The organism is Arthrobacter sp. B1I2, from assembly GCF_030816485.1.
GTDB lineage: Bacteria > Actinomycetota > Actinomycetes > Actinomycetales > Micrococcaceae > Arthrobacter.
Genome location: NZ_JAUSYC010000001.1, coordinates 1 through 16,394 on the forward strand (window position 1 = coordinate 1; position 16,394 = coordinate 16,394).

A 16,394-nucleotide genomic window follows, 5' to 3' on the forward strand; every position below is an offset into this window, starting at 1 on the left:
GTCCGGCGGTGACCTACTCTCCCACACCCTCCCGGGTGCAGTACCATCGGCGCTGTGGGTCTTAGCTTCCGGGTTCGGAATGGGACCGGGCGTTTCCCCCACGCTATGACCGCCGTAACCCTTGTACCCGTCACCGACCCCTGGGGCTGGTGTGGGAAGTTTGTGGTTACAACATTGTGGTGTTGTGTATTCAGTTGTTGGTTCCTGTTCAACAGTTGACCCGTTGGGCGGGGTTGTTGGTTGGGAACCACATAGTGGACGCAAGCAGAATTTGTATGTTCTGTGTGGTGTAAGTTGTTGGCCTATTAGTACCGGTCAGCTTCACGAGTCGTTAGTCCTCGCTTCCACATCCGGCCTATCAACCCAGTGGTCTGGCTGGGGGCCTCTCACACATGAATGTGTATGGAAATCTCATCTTGAAGCGAGCTTCCCGCTTAGATGCTTTCAGCGGTTATCCCATCCGAACGTAGCTAATCAGCGGTGCACTTGGCAGTACAACTGACACACCAGAGGTTCGTCCGTCCCGGTCCTCTCGTACTAAGGACAGCCCTTCTCAAATTTCCTGCGCGCGCAGCGGATAGGGACCGAACTGTCTCACGACGTTCTAAACCCAGCTCGCGTACCGCTTTAATGGGCGAACAGCCCAACCCTTGGGACCTACTCCAGCCCCAGGATGCGACGAGCCGACATCGAGGTGCCAAACCATGCCGTCGATATGGACTCTTGGGCAAGATCAGCCTGTTATCCCCGAGGTACCTTTTATCCGTTGAGCGACGGCCATTCCACAATGTACCGCCGGATCACTAGTCCCGACTTTCGTCCCTGCTCGAGATGTCTCTCTCACAGTCAAGCTCCCTTGTGCACTTACACTCGACACCTGATTGCCAACCAGGCTGAGGGAACCTTTGGGCGCCTCCGTTACTTTTTAGGAGGCAACCGCCCCAGTTAAACTACCCATCAGGCACTGTCCCTGACCCGGATTACGGGCCGAAGTTAGATGTCCAAAGTGACCAGAGTGGTATTTCAACGATGACTCCACCCGAACTGGCGTCCGGGCTTCAACGTCTCCCACCTATCCTACACAAGCCACTCCGAACACCAATACCAAACTATAGTAAAGGTCTCGGGGTCTTTCCGTCCTGCTGCGCGTAACGAGCATCTTTACTCGTACTGCAATTTCGCCGAGTTTATGGTTGAGACAGCGGGGAAGTCGTTACTCCATTCGTGCAGGTCGGAACTTACCCGACAAGGAATTTCGCTACCTTAGGATGGTTATAGTTACCACCGCCGTTTACTGGGGCTTAAATTCTCAGCTTCGCCTTGCGGCTAACCGGTCCTCTTAACCTTCCAGCACCGGGCAGGAGTCAGTCCGTATACATCGTCTTGCGACTTCGCACGGACCTGTGTTTTTAGTAAACAGTCGCTTCCCCCTGGTCTCTGCGGCCCCGATCCCCTCCGGACAGCAAGTGTCCATCAAGGTTGGGGCCCCCCTTCTCCCGAAGTTACGGGGGCATTTTGCCGAGTTCCTTAACCATAATTCTCTCGATCGCCTTGGTATTCTCTACCTGATCACCTGTGTCGGTTTGGGGTACGGGCGGCTAAAACCTCGCGTCGATGCTTTTCTCGGCAGCATAGGATCACCAAATCCCCCCAAACGGGGGTCCCATCAGATCTCAGGCTTATATGAGTGGCGGATTTGCCTACCACTCGCCCTACATCCTTAGACCGGGACAACCATCGCCCGGCTCGGCTACCTTCCTGCGTCACACCTGTTAATACGCTTGCCTCCCGGGATCAGGTCCTGCGCTCCACCAAAACCCGCACACCACAAGGGTGATTGGGCAGGCTTCGGGCAGTTAGTATCCCCCGCTCAGCATGGGCGGTTTTTCGCCGGTACGGGAATATCAACCCGTTGTCCATCGACTACGCCTGTCGGCCTCGCCTTAGGTCCCGACTTACCCAGGGCAGATTAGCTTGACCCTGGAACCCTTGATCATTCGGCGGACGGGTTTCTCACCCGTCTTTCGCTACTCATGCCTGCATTCTCACTCGTGTAGGCTCCACCGCTGGTTTACACCGCGACTTCACCGCCCACACGACGCTCCCCTACCACTCCAAACGCCTGAACCAGCCCAACAAGTGGGCGGCTTGGCTACTATTTGAAATCCACAACTTCGGCGGTGTACTTGAGCCCCGCTACATTGTCGGCGCGGAATCACTTGACCAGTGAGCTATTACGCACTCTTTTAAGGGTGGCTGCTTCTAAGCCAACCTCCTGGTTGTCTTCGCAACTCCACATCCTTTCCCACTTAGCACACGCTTAGGGGCCTTAGTTGGTGGTCTGGGCTGTTTCCCTCTCGACTATGAAGCTTATCCCCCACAGTCTCACTGCTGCGCTCTCACTTACCGGCATTCGGAGTTTGGCTGACGTCAGTAACCTTGTAGGGCCCATTAGCCATCCAGTAGCTCTACCTCCAGCAAGAAACACGCAACGCTGCACCTAAATGCATTTCGGGGAGAACCAGCTATCACGAAGTTTGATTGGCCTTTCACCCCTACCCACAGCTCATCCCCTCCATTTTCAACTGAAGTGGGTTCGGTCCTCCACGACGTCTTACCGTCGCTTCAACCTGGCCATGGGTAGATCACTTCGCTTCGGGTCTAGATCACGCCACTCACTCGCCCTGTTCAGACTCGCTTTCGCTACGGCTGCCCCACACGGGTTAACCTCGCGACGTAACACTAACTCGCAGGCTCATTCTTCAAAAGGCACGCCGTCACCAGAATCAGACTGGCTCCGACGGATTGTAAGCACACGGTTTCAGGTACTGTTTCACTCCCCTCCCGGGGTACTTTTCACCTTTCCCTCACGGTACTGGTCCGCTATCGGTCATTAGGGAGTATTTAGGCTTATCAGGTGGTCCTGACAGATTCGCACGGGATTTCTCGGGCCCCGTACTACTTGGGATACTCTCACAGGCGGTACAAACACATTACGGTTACGGGACTAACACCCTCTCTGGCCGGCCTTTCAAAACCGTTCACCTATGCGCGCACATCACACCCCACTGTCCCGGCAGAGACAGTACGGAAAGTCCCACAACCCCGACCATGCAACGCCCGCCGGCTATCACACATGGAACGGTTTAGCCTGATCCGCGTTCGCTCGCCACTACTAACGGAATCACTATTGTTTTCTCTTCCTGCGGGTACTGAGATGTTTCACTTCCCCGCGTTCCCCCCACGCACCCTATGTGTTCAGGTACGGGTCACCAAGTCACTCGCGCGCTCAGCGGGGTTTCCCCATTCGGACACCCTGGGATCACAGTCCGGTTATCGACTCCCCCAGGCTTATCGCAGATTCCTACGTCCTTCTTCGGCTCCTAATGCCAAGGCATCCACCGTGTGCTCTTAAAAACTTGACCACAAAGATCAAAAACTAATTTCGAGAGAACCACGGAAACCACTGCTCCACCCCAAAAGGCAGAACAACAGATCCAGGTTCATATATCTTGGAAATTGCTTCTTATACAAGATGCTCGCGTCCACTATGTAGTTCTCAAACAACAACCCCAAACCACACACCCCACACACACTCGTGTGTGATCGGCGCGGCCAGGAAAACCAGAAACAAAGTCCCGCACAGCCGCCCCCCACCCCCGAAAGGGAAAGGGAAGAAACCCGCGGTCCTGTTGCCTCAGGACCCAACAGTGTGCCAAACACTAAACCATGCCATCACTCCCCCACCGTTCCAGAACCATCACTGGCTCGTACTGGGACAAGGAAACAACACCACAGCCGCTATTTGTTGATATTCCACCCTTGAGCACCCGCCACGGAACGAACGTCCATGCAACGGGCCTTTACTCCTGACAACCCCCACACCCCGGCATACACCAGGACAGGGACAGTTGTAGGTGCTCCTTAGAAAGGAGGTGATCCAGCCGCACCTTCCGGTACGGCTACCTTGTTACGACTTAGTCCCAATCGCCAGTCCCACCTTCGACAGCTCCCTCCCACAAGGGGTTAGGCCACCGGCTTCGGGTGTTACCAACTTTCGTGACTTGACGGGCGGTGTGTACAAGGCCCGGGAACGTATTCACCGCAGCGTTGCTGATCTGCGATTACTAGCGACTCCGACTTCATGGGGTCGAGTTGCAGACCCCAATCCGAACTGAGACCGGCTTTTTGGGATTAGCTCCACCTCACAGTATCGCAACCCTTTGTACCGGCCATTGTAGCATGCGTGAAGCCCAAGACATAAGGGGCATGATGATTTGACGTCGTCCCCACCTTCCTCCGAGTTGACCCCGGCAGTCTCCTATGAGTCCCCACCATCACGTGCTGGCAACATAGAACGAGGGTTGCGCTCGTTGCGGGACTTAACCCAACATCTCACGACACGAGCTGACGACAACCATGCACCACCTGTAAACCAGCCACAAAGTGGGGGACGCATTTCTGCGCCTTACTGGTTCATGTCAAGCCTTGGTAAGGTTCTTCGCGTTGCATCGAATTAATCCGCATGCTCCGCCGCTTGTGCGGGCCCCCGTCAATTCCTTTGAGTTTTAGCCTTGCGGCCGTACTCCCCAGGCGGGGCACTTAATGCGTTAGCTACGGCGCGGAAAACGTGGAATGTCCCCCACACCTAGTGCCCAACGTTTACGGCATGGACTACCAGGGTATCTAATCCTGTTCGCTCCCCATGCTTTCGCTCCTCAGCGTCAGTTAATGCCCAGAGACCTGCCTTCGCCATCGGTGTTCCTCCTGATATCTGCGCATTTCACCGCTACACCAGGAATTCCAGTCTCCCCTACATCACTCTAGTCTGCCCGTACCCACCGCAGATCCGGAGTTGAGCCCCGGACTTTCACGGCAGACGCGACAAACCGCCTACGAGCTCTTTACGCCCAATAATTCCGGATAACGCTTGCGCCCTACGTATTACCGCGGCTGCTGGCACGTAGTTAGCCGGCGCTTCTTCTGCAGGTACCGTCACTTTCGCTTCTTCCCTACTGAAAGAGGTTTACAACCCGAAGGCCGTCATCCCTCACGCGGCGTCGCTGCATCAGGCTTGCGCCCATTGTGCAATATTCCCCACTGCTGCCTCCCGTAGGAGTCTGGGCCGTGTCTCAGTCCCAGTGTGGCCGGTCACCCTCTCAGGCCGGCTACCCGTCGTCGCCTTGGTAGGCCATTACCCCACCAACAAGCTGATAGGCCGCGAGTCCATCCAAAACCACAAAAGCTTTCCACCAACCACCATGCGGCGGCCGGTCATATCCGGTATTAGACCCAGTTTCCCAGGCTTATCCCAGAGTCAAGGGCAGGTTACTCACGTGTTACTCACCCGTTCGCCACTAATCCCCGGTGCAAGCACCGGATCATCGTTCGACTTGCATGTGTTAAGCACGCCGCCAGCGTTCATCCTGAGCCAGGATCAAACTCTCCGTTGAAGTAAAACAGACACAACCACAACCACCGGAAATAACGGCGACCACAGCTGCACAAAATTTGAAACCAGCTAAAAACACCATGCCAACCACGGAGGTGGCGGCACAGCACAATCAACCAATTCATAAAACAATTGGTATCAACAAACTTGGCACACTATTGAGTTCTCAAACAACAGACACACCCGGCACCACCCAAACATTTCCGTTCAGGATCGCTCCGGAGCAACTTTCCAAACTTACCCGACCAACCACCCCGACGCAAATCCATCATCTCAGGACTCCCACCGGCATGAAGACCGCCCCCACCCGGACAGCACGCCGCAAAGCGAGCCATTTTCCAGGCCGTTCAGAAAGGGGGTTGGCCGCTATCTTTCCGCTTCAGCGGCGGCGACTCAGAAAACAATACCCGGCCCCACACCCAACCGCAAATCAGCCTCCGGAGGCCTTCTGCGCCGCCAAAAACCGCGGAATCCCGGGGCAGGATGCGTCATAGCCGCACTCCCCAGGCTCCCGCCGTCGTAATTTGCTGATGTGTGCTGCAGCACAGGTCCATTGGGCACGTTGCCGCTACCCGTCGCGGACGCGTTTCTACGGCGGCAGTCTTAAACCGAACGAGCCGCGGATACCTCCATGGAAGGAAGCATCCGCGGCTCGGCTCACTTGATTCAGCTACTGACGCCACCGTGAACGCGAATCCGTAGCCGACGGCTTGCAGGTGTAGGTGACACCCTTGCTGCTCAGCCCCACAGCGCCAGTCGGCGAGCAAAAGGCGCCAGGTGTTGCGCCACCGACGGCAGCCGGCGCAGGTGCCTGAGCCGCCTGCTGCGCCGCCGCTTGCTCGGCCGCCAGCTTAGCCGCCGCGTCCCGGGCCGCCTGGTCCGCCGCAGCTTTGGCTGCTGCAGCCTGGTCGGCAGCGGCTTTATCCGCAGTGGCCTTCTCAGCTGCGGCCTTAGCTGCGGCTGCCTGATCGGCTGCAGCCTTCTCGGCCGCAACCTTGGCAGCCGTCGCCTTTTCGGCAGCTGCCTTCTCTGCGGCCACGTCGTCGAGGTTCTTGACGCCGAGGTGCACGGTGGAGCCCTTCGCGGCCTGTGCACCATTGGCGGGGTCCTGGGTTGTCACCTGCCAGTTCTTCTTGACGATGATCGACTTGCCGTGGGCTGAGTCGACGGCGTCAACCTTGAGGCCGAGTTCTTCCAGCTGGTCCGTGGCCTTGTCTAAAGTCAGGCCGGTTACGCCGGGAACGGTGACGTTCTCGGAGACGGCTGCCACTGCGGTTGCCGTGACCGTCGGCTGCGTCGCTGCCTGGTTGGCGCCGCAGCCCGTCAGCATGAGGCCGGTCAACACAACGAGAGCCAGCGTTGGCTTCCAGCTGCGATTCGGGCTCATTGGAGCGTTTGGATTGTTTGTCATTATTTCCCCTAGGAATGCGTGTGACGGTGATGGAAAGTGGGGCGGGCCCGGAAGAGCCGGACTACTCGCAGGCAATGCCGTCGGAGTCACGGTCCAGCGCGGGACGGTAACCGGCTTGGCCCGCGTACAGCGGTGCAGCACCGGCAGCCCTCGCCGCGGTGCAGTTGGCGTAGTAGGCAGCAGCAGGTGCAACCGGGGCAGGAGCGGGGGCAACCGGGGCAGGAGCGGGGGCCACCGGGGCCGGAGCAGGCGCGGGGGCAACCGGGGCCGGAGCGGGCGCAACGGGAGCAGGAGCCACTGCAGCAGGTGCCGGCGCAGCAACAACAGGAGCCAGCTGGTTCGTCGGAGCCAACTGTCCGGCGCAGTCACCAAGGATCCGGGCCATCGCGTCGTGCTCCGCCTGCGTAACCCACAGCCCGTACGTCACCTTCACGGAAATCTGGCGGGCAACGTACTCGCACCGGAAGCCCTTGTTCGGCGGCAACCAGGTGGCCGCGTCGCCGTCGCCCTTTTGCTGGTTGGTGGGACCGTCGGTGGCCTGCAGGTTCAGCGGATCATTCGCAAACGCCGTCCGCTGCTCCACGGTCAACTGCTGGGCACCTTTCTGCCAGGCGTCACTCAGGGCCACCACGTGGTCGATCTGCACGGCGCTGCTGGTGCCCGAGCCCCGGACAAAGCTGATCGTCGTACCCGTGTAAGGATCCGCGAGGGTTCCCGACTGCACCTTGCACGGCACACTGTTCGTGTACGCGATGCCGGTGAGGTCGCGTTTGAGGATGTCGTTGCGGGTGTCGCAGCCGTTCCGGTCCACGTCCGCCCACGCCTGGCCGAACTGCGCCCGGTCATACCCGGTCTTTGGCGCCCGGCCCTTGATGGGAAGGGCGGCCAGCAGGTCCAGAGCCTTCGTGGCGTACGCCGGCTGCGTGTTCGGTGCGGTGGCGGTGACGCCCGCAGCCAGGACGTACGTGTTGTCCGGATCCAGGGGCTCCCCGGTCTCCTGGGCCGTGGGCGTAGGAGTTGGGGTGGACGACGGCGTCGCCTTGGGCGTCGCCGTCGGGCCCGCTTTCGCGGGCGCGGCCTTGGCAGTGCTCTCCGAGGAGGCCGCCTCAAGGTCCGCGCTGGCCACGTGCGGCAGGGCGATGGCACCACCAATAAAGAGTGCAAAGGACATAGCAAGGGCGACGGCGCCGGCCTTGCGTTTGGCGGGAAGCCACGCCCAGGAGCGCCGTCCCGTGAGCAATACGTACAGACCGGTCAGGGCGGCCGAGATGCCCAGGAAGACCAGGGCACCGCCGGGTCCGCCGCTGAGGGCCCCCAAGAGCATGAACAGCGCAGTGAGAATCCCAACGATGAACGTTGAGGCGCGAGGTTTCCGCGGCGGCTTCGGTGCCGGCGCAGACGGAACAGACCCGAGAAGGGTTTCGTAGTCGGACAAATTTTCCCCGTTTGTGAGGGCCCGAATATCCGGCCCTGCAAGTGCCGGGCCTGCTGCTTAGCCCGACAAAGTCGTCGCCACTGAGCCTATGCTGCGTTTTCGGCTGGACAGGGACACTTTTCGAATCCTCGGGCAACATTCAGCCACTCTTGACCGAACCTTGAGGAATGCCGTCGCAATGCTTCTAGTGCCCTTAACAATTGCCGGTGATTTCAGGCCACCAGCCTCATAGCGGGCATCCGTTCCCTTCATGGGAGCGCGGAGATAGAGTGGCCCGCATGCAGATGCGCCTCGAGGTTGTACAGGTCCCGGTTTCCGACGTCGACAAGTCAAAAGCGTTCTACACCGAAAAACTGGGCTTCGCCCTGGACCACGACGTGGAACACATCCCGGGCATGAGAGTGGTCCAGCTGACGCCCCCGGGTTCCGCCACATCAGTGGTCATTGGCACCGGGATGACCACCATGGCACCGGGCAGCCTGGAAGGACTTCAACTGGTGGTTCCGGACATCACCGCCGTCCGCGAGGAACTGGTCGGGCGCGGGGCGGACATCAGCGAGATCCAGGACCTCGGCGGCGTCCTTTTCGCCTACTTCAGCGACCCTGACGGCAACCGCTGGGTAATGCAGGGGCAGACCACGCAGGACATCCGGGACGCCCACAAAACGTAAGAGGGCCTGCCAAAAGTGGGTGTGCGTCCGGGGGCGGGCTACTTATTGGCTGGCGGGGCCGTGGAGCCCCTGACCACCAGTTCGGTGCCCAGCTCAATCCGCTGAGGCAATTCCTCGTCACCGTCAAGATGGCGGAGCAGGGCGCGCATGGCAGTCTCGGCCATCTGGACTACCGGCTGGCGGATGGTGGTCAGCCCGGGTTCGATCCACTCGGCCGCCGGAATGTCGTCGAACCCGATGATGGACAGGTCCTCCGGAATACGCAGCCCGGCAGAGCGCGCTGCCCGGTAGGCACCCATGGCCTGGCCGTCATTGCCGGTGAAGATCGCCGTCGGCCGCTCCGGCAGGTCCAGTAGCTTGCGGGTGGCGGCCTCGCCCGACTCAATGGAGAAGTCCCCCGGAACCATCAGCGCCGGATCCGCCACAATGCCCGCCCGGCGCAGCGCCGAGATGTAGCCATCCTCGCGGGCGCTGCTGCACTGCAGGTCCTCGCGGCCGCCGATCATGGCGATCCGCTTGTGCCCCAGTTGCAGCAAGTGCTCGGTAGCCGAGAAGCCGCCCTCCCAGTTCGCCGCGCCCACCGTCATCAGGTCAGGCCCGGGCTGGCCGACGGGATCGATCAGCACCACCGGAATCCCCAGGGACTTAACACGCTGGATCTGTTTGGCGTCGAGCTGGTACACGGCCATCAGCAGCCCATCCGATTTACGCTCCGCGAGGTTGGCCAGCCATGGCCGGATGCGCGAGCCGTCCAGGCTCAGGCTGCTCACCACCGTTCCGTAGCCCGCGTCCTGGGCCACGCGTTCGACGCCCTCGATGATTTCCAACGCCCACTCCGAGCCCAGCCCCGGAAACACCAGATCCACCAGGCCGGCCTTCTGCCTGCGCTTGGCAGGGCGGCGAGCGTAATCGCGCCGGGAGATGATTTCCTCCACCCGGGCCCGCGTCTCCGCCGCCACGTGGGCGTGCCCGTTCAGAACCTTGGACACCGTGGGAACCGAAACCCCGGCCTCCCGGGCAATCTCACTGATCGTCGCGCGCCTGGTGTCCTGCTTGCTCACCACGGAACCTCCCTTTCACCCGGGTCCGCGCCCGGTGCTAGTTATCGGAAAGTTCCCACGTCTGGATTCGGCCACACATCCCGTAAATTCTGCGGTTTTCCCGTTTTCCCATCGTAGTTCGCGCTTCTGCCAGATAGATACTTTCGGCCGTGTCCAAAGATGCCAATTGCTGCCGGGTCACCTCAGCCTGCCGGGCTGCTCCTCCGGCCAGCAGCTCAGTCCAGGTCCCGGTCCTGTCAGCTACCAGCCGGGCAGCCGCGGCGTGGAAGGCCGCCAGTGCTGACGGGCCGGAGACAAGCACGGCCTGCTTCAGGGCAAAGTAGCCTTCCAGCGCCAAATCACGACGGCGGCGGGCGGCTTCCTCCCCGACGGCCAGCCCGGCGTCGGCATCCCTGTGCTCCAAAGCCGCCGCGCGGCGGTATGTTTCCGCTTCGGCAAGGTGCTCCGGCGGGAAAGTCATCACGGCGTCGCCGTGCTCGGGCAGCCCCGCGTTCTGCATGACCACCAGGACCCTCAGGTCGCCCGAATCGTTGATGGCGCGGTGCACGGTGCCCGGAGTGAACCAAAGGACCGCACCCGGAACCAGCGGGGTGGACGTGAAGCCACGCGAGTCCAGCGTCTCCAGCCGGCCGGCACCTTCCAGCACCACGTATGCCTCGGTGGAGGCGGTGTGCACGTGCGGGGACCCGCCGGCGGCGCCATCCGCGCCGGGCCAGTCGTAGATGCTGATCTCGGACAGCCCGGTGGCACCGGGAAAGGTTGAGCCCATGCTTTACGCCCAGCTGCCAAGCGCTGCCTGCGCGGCATCCGCCAGCGCCCGGGCCCGATCGGCGTCCACATCGCCGTCGGCAATCACCACGGCGTAGCGGTAGGTCAGCGGCGAGCCCTCCCGCAACGGCACCTCCTCGCTGAAGAACGGGGCTGAACCCAGGCAGGCGAACATCGAGGACCTGGCAAACCACTGGTTGGGTGCGCCCGGGTTGGAGCTGTCCTCCACGAACGCGATGGTGGACGACCGGCAGGTGACGTCGTGCTTGCCGGTGAAGGCGATCCATGGCGAGCGGGTGCCCATGAACTCATCCGTCCCCGTGCCCTCCGGGTTGCGGAACCCGCCGCCGGCGAAGGACCGCGGGCCGCGCCAGAACAGGCCGCCGTAGCCGGCGTTGTGGCGGCCCTCAGTGGTTGGGCTGCCGATGAGGATCTCCTCGGCGGAGACATTGGTCATCCGGGTTTCGAAGAGGATCACGTAGGCGCCCTCATTCCTGCTGGGGTCAGTTCCGCTGCCGTCCAGCAGTTGGATGCTGAAGCGGCGGCTCTCCGCGATGACCGGTTCGCCTTCCTGCGAAGTCCAGGTCAGCGATTCCGACACTGAGATTCCGGCTCCGGACTGGTCGATCCCCGTGAAGGACCCGTGGTTCATGGCACCGTTGTTGTCCAGGTTGGCGTACTCGGTGGCGCGGGTATAGGTGGCACCGCCCCAGAAGTTGTGCTTGCCAACATTCGGCAGCGCCCAGGAGAGTCCCTTGTGCCAAACGTGGTCCCAGGGGCGGGAAATGGTGACCTCGTCGCCGCCCAGGGTGGTGAGGGGGTGGAAGAACGGCCGGGGGCTCTCGTACTGGCTGTCTGTGGGCTTGTAGGTGTAGGTGGCGATGGCCTGGCCGCCGGCGGTGAAGGTGAGGGCGGTGCCGTCGTCACGGATACTCAACTGGGCTGAGGGCACGGCTGGGCGGGCAGTGGTTGCGGGGGTAGTCATGGCGCGGTGTCTCCTTGGAAGGGCGGGGTCAGGCGGGGGTGGAATTGAAGGATGATGCGGCCGCCGCTGGTGCATTGAAGGCTGTCGATTCCAGGACGGCAGTGCCCAGCCCGTCCCCGTCCATCCCGCCGTAGAAGGGGTGGCCGGGGACGATCTCGCCCCGGCGCACCGCCTGCCCCGTGAAGGCTGAAGCGTAGATCGCAGCAGCCAGCTCCAGCGTTTGCCGGGCGGAGTCTGCTCCGGCCGGAAGGGGGCGGCCTGCGTCGAGCGCGTCGTACATGGCCAGGAACTGGGCGGAGTGGCCGCTGCCGCGTTCCAGCGGCTGACCGGTCCACGCACTGCTGACCTGGTCCTCGTGGCCCGGCGCGCCCGTGATGGTCCAGTTGTCCGTGCTGTAGCCGTAAAGGTGGCTCAATTCCACGGTGGCGAACTCGCAGTCGATCCGGATATCCGACGTTTCCCGCGGCGAAAGCAGGGAGTTGACGATGGTGGCCACGGCCCCGTTGCGGAACCGTACCAGCGCGGCTGACAGGTCCTCGGTGGAGGTGTCGCGCGCCTGCCGCCCGGCGATCGCAGTCACTTCCTCCCATGGGCCGAGCAGGTGCAGGAGCAAATCGAACTGGTGGATGCCATGGCCCATGGTTGGTCCACCCCCCTCGGCATTCCAGGTTCCGCGCCAGGGCAGGTCCCAATAACTGTCCGGCCGGTACCAGAGGGTGTCGCACCGGGCCACCAGCGGGCGGCCGAACTCGCTGCCGCCAATCAGCCGCCGGGCCGCGGCGGAGGCATCGCCGAAGCGGTGCTGGAACACGCAGGAAAACTGCGCACCTCCCTTCGCCTGTGCCACCTGAAGCCGGTCGAAGTCCGCCAGGCTCAGCGCCGGTGGCTTCTCGGAGAGCACATGGACACCGGCTTCGAGGCATTCGATGGCCTGGTCGATGTGAAGCATCGGAGGGGTACAAAGGTGGACGACGTCCGGCTTGGCCTCCGCGAGCAGCTCGGCCAGGGTGAGGTAGGTGCCGGGGATCCCGTGCTTTTCGGCAAAGGCGTCCAGCCGGCCCTGGTCAACATCGCAGGCGGCTACAAGCTCTGCCCGCCCGTCTGTCCGGGCCAGATTGTCCGCGTGCACCGCGGCGATTCCGCCTGTTCCCACGATGGCCACTCTGTACGTCCGCATGTTCTCTCCGTCGTTGCAGTAGATCCGGCAGCGCCGGCTAATGTTCCCTGGCTCAGAAAATTCCAGCTGGCCCCTGGCACCTGGGTGGCTGTGGAAACTTTCGAGGCTCAGCTCGGAAGTTTCCAACGGGCCTTCCTCGGTCAAAGTAGAGGCTCCGGCTTCAACCGTAGGAAGTTGCCGATTGAAGAGTCAAGGCTTTGCATCTAGAAATTACACATAAGTTTCTGATAGTTTCTTGAAAACGCCTTTACAACCCTAGGAGACGCCCGTGACCAGCGGTGCCGCCGAAAAGCAAGCCTTCCCCACCTCCGCTGCGGGTTGCCCATCGGGCCCGGACGCAGGCGACGCCGTCGACCGCCTGATCCGGGAGATGACGCTGGAGGAAAAGCTGGCCCAGCTCGCAGGGGTATGGGTGAACGCCTCCACAGACGGCGACTCCGTGGCGCCGCTGCAGAACGAGATGGCCGGGGACGCGCGCTCCTGGGAGGACATGATCTCGTCCGGCCTGGGCCAGATCACACGCATGTACGGCACCGTCCCGCTGGAACCCCTGGAGGGCGCCCGCCGGCTGGCCGCTGCCCAGGAGCAGATTATGGCCGCGTCCCGCTTCCGGATTCCCGCTCAGGTGCACGAGGAATGCCTGGCCGGGCTGGCGGCCTGGAAAGCCACCGCCTTTCCCGTGCCGCTGGCCTGGGGTGCCACATTCAACCCCGTCCTGGTCCGCCGGATGGCCGGGTTGATCGGGGACCAGATGCGCGCCCTCGGCGTCCATCAAGGCCTGGCACCGGTGCTGGACGTGGTGCGGGACCTGCGCTGGGGCCGGGTGGAGGAAACCATTGGCGAGGACCCTTACCTGGTGGGCACCCTGGCCGGCTCCTACGTGCAGGGGCTGGAAGAAACCGGAATCGTGGCCACCCTCAAACACTTCGTGGGCTACTCCGCGTCCCGGGCCGGGCGCAACCACGCTCCGGTGTCCATGGGTCCGCGCGAGCTGGCAGACGTGATGCTGCCCCCGTTCGAACTTGCCCTTAAGCACGGCGGCGCCCGCTCGGTGATGCACGCCTACACGGACATCGACGGTGTACCCGCGGCTGCCAACCGCGCCCTGCTCACCTCGCTATTGCGGGACGAGTGGGGCTTTGCCGGGACGGTGGTGGCGGACTACTTCGGCGTCGCTTTCCTCAACGTCACGCATGGCATCGCCGCCGATTCCGGTGAAGCCGCGGCACTGGCCCTGAAGGCGGGCGTGGACGTGGAACTGCCCACGGTGAACTGCTACGGCAAGCCGCTGCTGGAGCGCGTACGGTCCGGGGATGTATCCGAGTCCCTGGTGGACACCGCGCTCCGACGGGTGCTGAGGCAGAAGCAGGAAGCCGGGCTGCTTGCCCTCGGCTTTGATCCCGCTCCCCCGGTCCTTGCTGCCGGCACCATTGACCTGGATCCGGCCGGCAACCGCGCTCTTGCCCGCGAGATCGCCGCCCAGTCCCTGGTGCTGCTGACCAACAGGACGCACGACGGCGCGCCAAGCCTGCCGCTGCCCGCGGCGGCGTCGGCGTCGCTTGGCGTGGTGGGGCCACTGGCCCAGGATCCATTCGCAATGCTGGGCTGCTACTCCTTTGACGCCCACGTCGGCGCGTCCCACCCCGATGTGCCCATGGGCATCCGGGTTCCCACCGTGGCCGCGGTGGCCGTCGAACGTTTCGGTTCCATCCAGGCCGCCGGCACGGGCAACTGCGAGGCCATCGCCGAGGAACAGATCGCCGAAGCATGCGGCATTGCCTCCTCCGTGGACACCTGCGTCATCGTGGTAGGTGACAACGCCGGTCTCTTCGGCCGCGGCACCTCCGGCGAAGGCAACGATGCGCCGGACCTCCGGCTGCCCGGTGACCAGCACCGCATGCTGGACCAGGTGCTGGCGGCGGCCGAGGCTGCCGGGACGCGGACCGTCGTCGTGGTTCTCAGCGGACGGCCCTACGCCCTGGGCGACTTCGCCGACCGCGCCGGGGCAATCGTCCAGGGTTTCTTCCCGGGGGAAGAGGGCGCCGAGGCGCTGTGGGATGTGCTCACGGGCGCCGTGAACCCCTCCGGCAAACTGCCGGTCTCTGTGCCGCGCACACCCGGGGGCCAGCCGGGAACCTACCTGCACAGCCGGCTCGCCGGCCCGTCCGGTGTCAGCGCCCTGGACCCATCACCGCTGTTCGGCTTTGGCCACGGCCTTTCCTACACCTCGTTCGGATTTTCCGGCCACGCGGCCAGTGTGCCCACCATGTCGACGGCGGACGCCGTCACGGTGGCACTTACGGTGACCAACACCGGCGGGGTTGACGGCGCCGAAGTGGTGCAGCTGTACCTGGAGGACCCGGTGGGCGAGGTGGTCCGGCCGGTGCGCGAGTTGATCGGCTATGCCCGGGTGGAGCTCGCCGCCGGCGCGTCGGCCCGGGTGGAATTCACGGTGCACGCGGACCGTACCTCATTCACGGGGCTGGACCTGAAGCGGGTGGTCACGCGGGGCCTGGTGAGACTCCATGTGGCCACGTCCAGCACCGCTGACGTCCACACCCACGAGCTCATCCTCCACGGCGAGCGCCGGGTGGTGGGTTATGAACGGGAGATGCTGACTCCAGTGACGGTGACGCAGCAGTAGGTTTTAGGCGGCAGTATCTTTCGGGCAGCCCCACCAATATCAGGTGCTGCGTGGCACCGGGACTACTCCATGCCGCAGGCTAGCGAGCGGTGAACTTCTCCTCCACCAGGCGCAGCAGCGGCCGGGAGTTCAGGCAGGCCAGGTACACGACGGCCCCGGCGATGACCGGCAGCAGGTACGCGGTAGTCATCAGCAGCAGAGTGGCGGTGACGAACAGGATGCCTGCGTTGCCCAGGGAAACCCGCTTCCGCGCACCGAAGCTGTACAGGGAGAGCCGGTAAAGGTCCCGCGTACGGAATGAAAACCGGGACAACAGCAAAAGTGCGTGCAGGGCCGCGGTGGCCACCAGCAGGGCAAGGACCAGCAGCGCCGCCCGGAGCGCCGCTTCCACGGGATTGCCCGGCCCCAGCGCGGCCGGCAGCCCCGCCAGGTTGACGCCGATCACGGCAAGGATGATCACGTATGGCAGCCACACCCGAATGGCCTGGGCAAAGTTCATCCGGTAGCCGCGGACAAAGTCCCGGTACACACCCGTGGCGTGCCCGGCCAGCAGCCGGTTGAATGCGTACATGGCCGCGACAAGGGCCGGGCCCACCGGGACCAGGGCCACGACGACCAGCCAGCTTCCCGCCAGCGGCGCCGCCAGAAGGGCCAGGAACAGCAGTGCGTTGGCCAGCATCAGGAGCACCGAGCCCATCAACACGCCGGCTACGGCGCCGGCCGCCCTGAACAGGGGGCCGGCGCCGTACTCCGCCTTCTTCTGAACCACCAACTGCCTTTCGGTCACGGC

9 protein-coding genes and 3 rRNA genes are annotated in these 16,394 nt (G+C 62.9%); 2 read left to right on the top strand and 10 right to left on the bottom strand.

Annotated features, from left to right (window positions below; genetic code table 11):
- The 5 genes from rrf to QFZ57_RS00025 all read right to left on the bottom strand — a co-directional run bounded on the left by rrf (window position 1) and on the right by QFZ57_RS00025 (window position 8,187).
- Window positions 1–117: ribosomal RNA gene (rrf, locus tag QFZ57_RS00005) — 5S ribosomal RNA — on the bottom strand.
- Between the two features lie 167 nt (window positions 118–284).
- Window positions 285–3,425: ribosomal RNA gene (locus QFZ57_RS00010) — 23S ribosomal RNA — on the bottom strand.
- A 503-nt stretch (window positions 3,426–3,928) separates the two neighbouring features.
- Window positions 3,929–5,453: ribosomal RNA gene (locus tag QFZ57_RS00015) — 16S ribosomal RNA — on the bottom strand.
- The 16S, 23S and 5S rRNA genes sit together here, the layout of an rRNA operon.
- A 669-nt stretch (window positions 5,454–6,122) precedes the next feature.
- Window positions 6,123–6,839 (bottom strand): PASTA domain-containing protein, encoded by a 717-nt coding sequence (locus QFZ57_RS00020; protein WP_306897052.1) that lies wholly within the window; start codon window positions 6,837–6,839, stop codon window positions 6,123–6,125.
- Window positions 6,840–6,924: 85 nt separating this feature from the next.
- Window positions 6,925–8,187: a GmrSD restriction endonuclease domain-containing protein gene (locus QFZ57_RS00025; RefSeq protein ID WP_373461131.1), complete on the bottom strand. Its 1,263-nt coding sequence runs from the start codon at window positions 8,185–8,187 to the stop codon at window positions 6,925–6,927.
- 389 nt (window positions 8,188–8,576) lie between these two features.
- On the opposite strand from QFZ57_RS00025, the gene QFZ57_RS00030 reads away from it, so the two are divergent.
- Entirely contained in the window at window positions 8,577–8,969 is a 393-nt protein-coding gene (locus QFZ57_RS00030) for a VOC family protein (protein WP_306632199.1), read from the top strand.
- Between the two features lie 38 nt (window positions 8,970–9,007).
- Here QFZ57_RS00030 and QFZ57_RS00035 read toward each other — a convergent pair whose 3' ends face one another.
- The 4 genes from QFZ57_RS00035 to QFZ57_RS00050 are packed head-to-tail and all read right to left on the bottom strand — an operon-like array spanning window position 9,008 to window position 12,960.
- Window positions 9,008–10,033 (bottom strand): LacI family DNA-binding transcriptional regulator, encoded by a 1,026-nt coding sequence (locus tag QFZ57_RS00035; RefSeq protein ID WP_306632200.1) that lies wholly within the window; start codon window positions 10,031–10,033, stop codon window positions 9,008–9,010.
- Between the two features lie 34 nt (window positions 10,034–10,067).
- Window positions 10,068–10,799 (bottom strand): cupin domain-containing protein, encoded by a 732-nt coding sequence (locus QFZ57_RS00040; RefSeq protein ID WP_306897060.1) that lies wholly within the window; start codon window positions 10,797–10,799, stop codon window positions 10,068–10,070.
- 3 nt (window positions 10,800–10,802) lie between these two features.
- Window positions 10,803–11,783 carry a PmoA family protein gene (locus QFZ57_RS00045; protein ID WP_306897062.1) on the bottom strand — a complete coding sequence of 327 codons (981 nt, stop codon included), beginning with the start codon at window positions 11,781–11,783 and terminating at the stop codon, window positions 10,803–10,805.
- A gap of 28 nt (window positions 11,784–11,811) precedes the next feature.
- Complete coding sequence (locus tag QFZ57_RS00050) at window positions 11,812–12,960, bottom strand: Gfo/Idh/MocA family protein (RefSeq protein WP_306897064.1); 1,149 nt, start codon at window positions 12,958–12,960, stop codon at window positions 11,812–11,814.
- A gap of 268 nt (window positions 12,961–13,228) precedes the next feature.
- Between QFZ57_RS00050 and QFZ57_RS00055 the strand changes: the two genes are divergently transcribed.
- Window positions 13,229–15,604: a glycoside hydrolase family 3 N-terminal domain-containing protein gene (locus QFZ57_RS00055; protein ID WP_306897066.1), complete on the top strand. Its 2,376-nt coding sequence runs from the start codon at window positions 13,229–13,231 to the stop codon at window positions 15,602–15,604.
- Between the two features lie 79 nt (window positions 15,605–15,683).
- Here QFZ57_RS00055 and QFZ57_RS00060 read toward each other — a convergent pair whose 3' ends face one another.
- Entirely contained in the window at window positions 15,684–16,391 is a 708-nt protein-coding gene (locus QFZ57_RS00060; RefSeq protein WP_306897067.1) for a DUF624 domain-containing protein, read from the bottom strand.
- Window positions 16,392–16,394 lie beyond the last annotated feature (3 nt).

Bases quoted from the DNA above. Each gene is read 5' to 3' on its own strand.
- QFZ57_RS00020 (WP_306897052.1), bottom strand. From the start codon at position 6,839: ATGAGCCCGAATCGCAGCTGGAAGCCAACGCTGGCTCTCGTTGTGTTG.
- QFZ57_RS00025 (WP_373461131.1), bottom strand. From the start codon at position 8,187: ATGCTCTTGGGGGCCCTCAGCGGCGGACCCGGCGGTGCCCTGGTCTTC.
- QFZ57_RS00030 (WP_306632199.1), top strand. From the start codon at position 8,577: ATGCAGATGCGCCTCGAGGTTGTACAGGTCCCGGTTTCCGACGTCGAC.
- QFZ57_RS00040 (WP_306897060.1), bottom strand. From the start codon at position 10,799: ATGGGCTCAACCTTTCCCGGTGCCACCGGGCTGTCCGAGATCAGCATC.
- QFZ57_RS00045 (WP_306897062.1), bottom strand. From the start codon at position 11,783: ATGACTACCCCCGCAACCACTGCCCGCCCAGCCGTGCCCTCAGCCCAG.
- QFZ57_RS00050 (WP_306897064.1), bottom strand. From the start codon at position 12,960: ATGCGGACGTACAGAGTGGCCATCGTGGGAACAGGCGGAATCGCCGCG.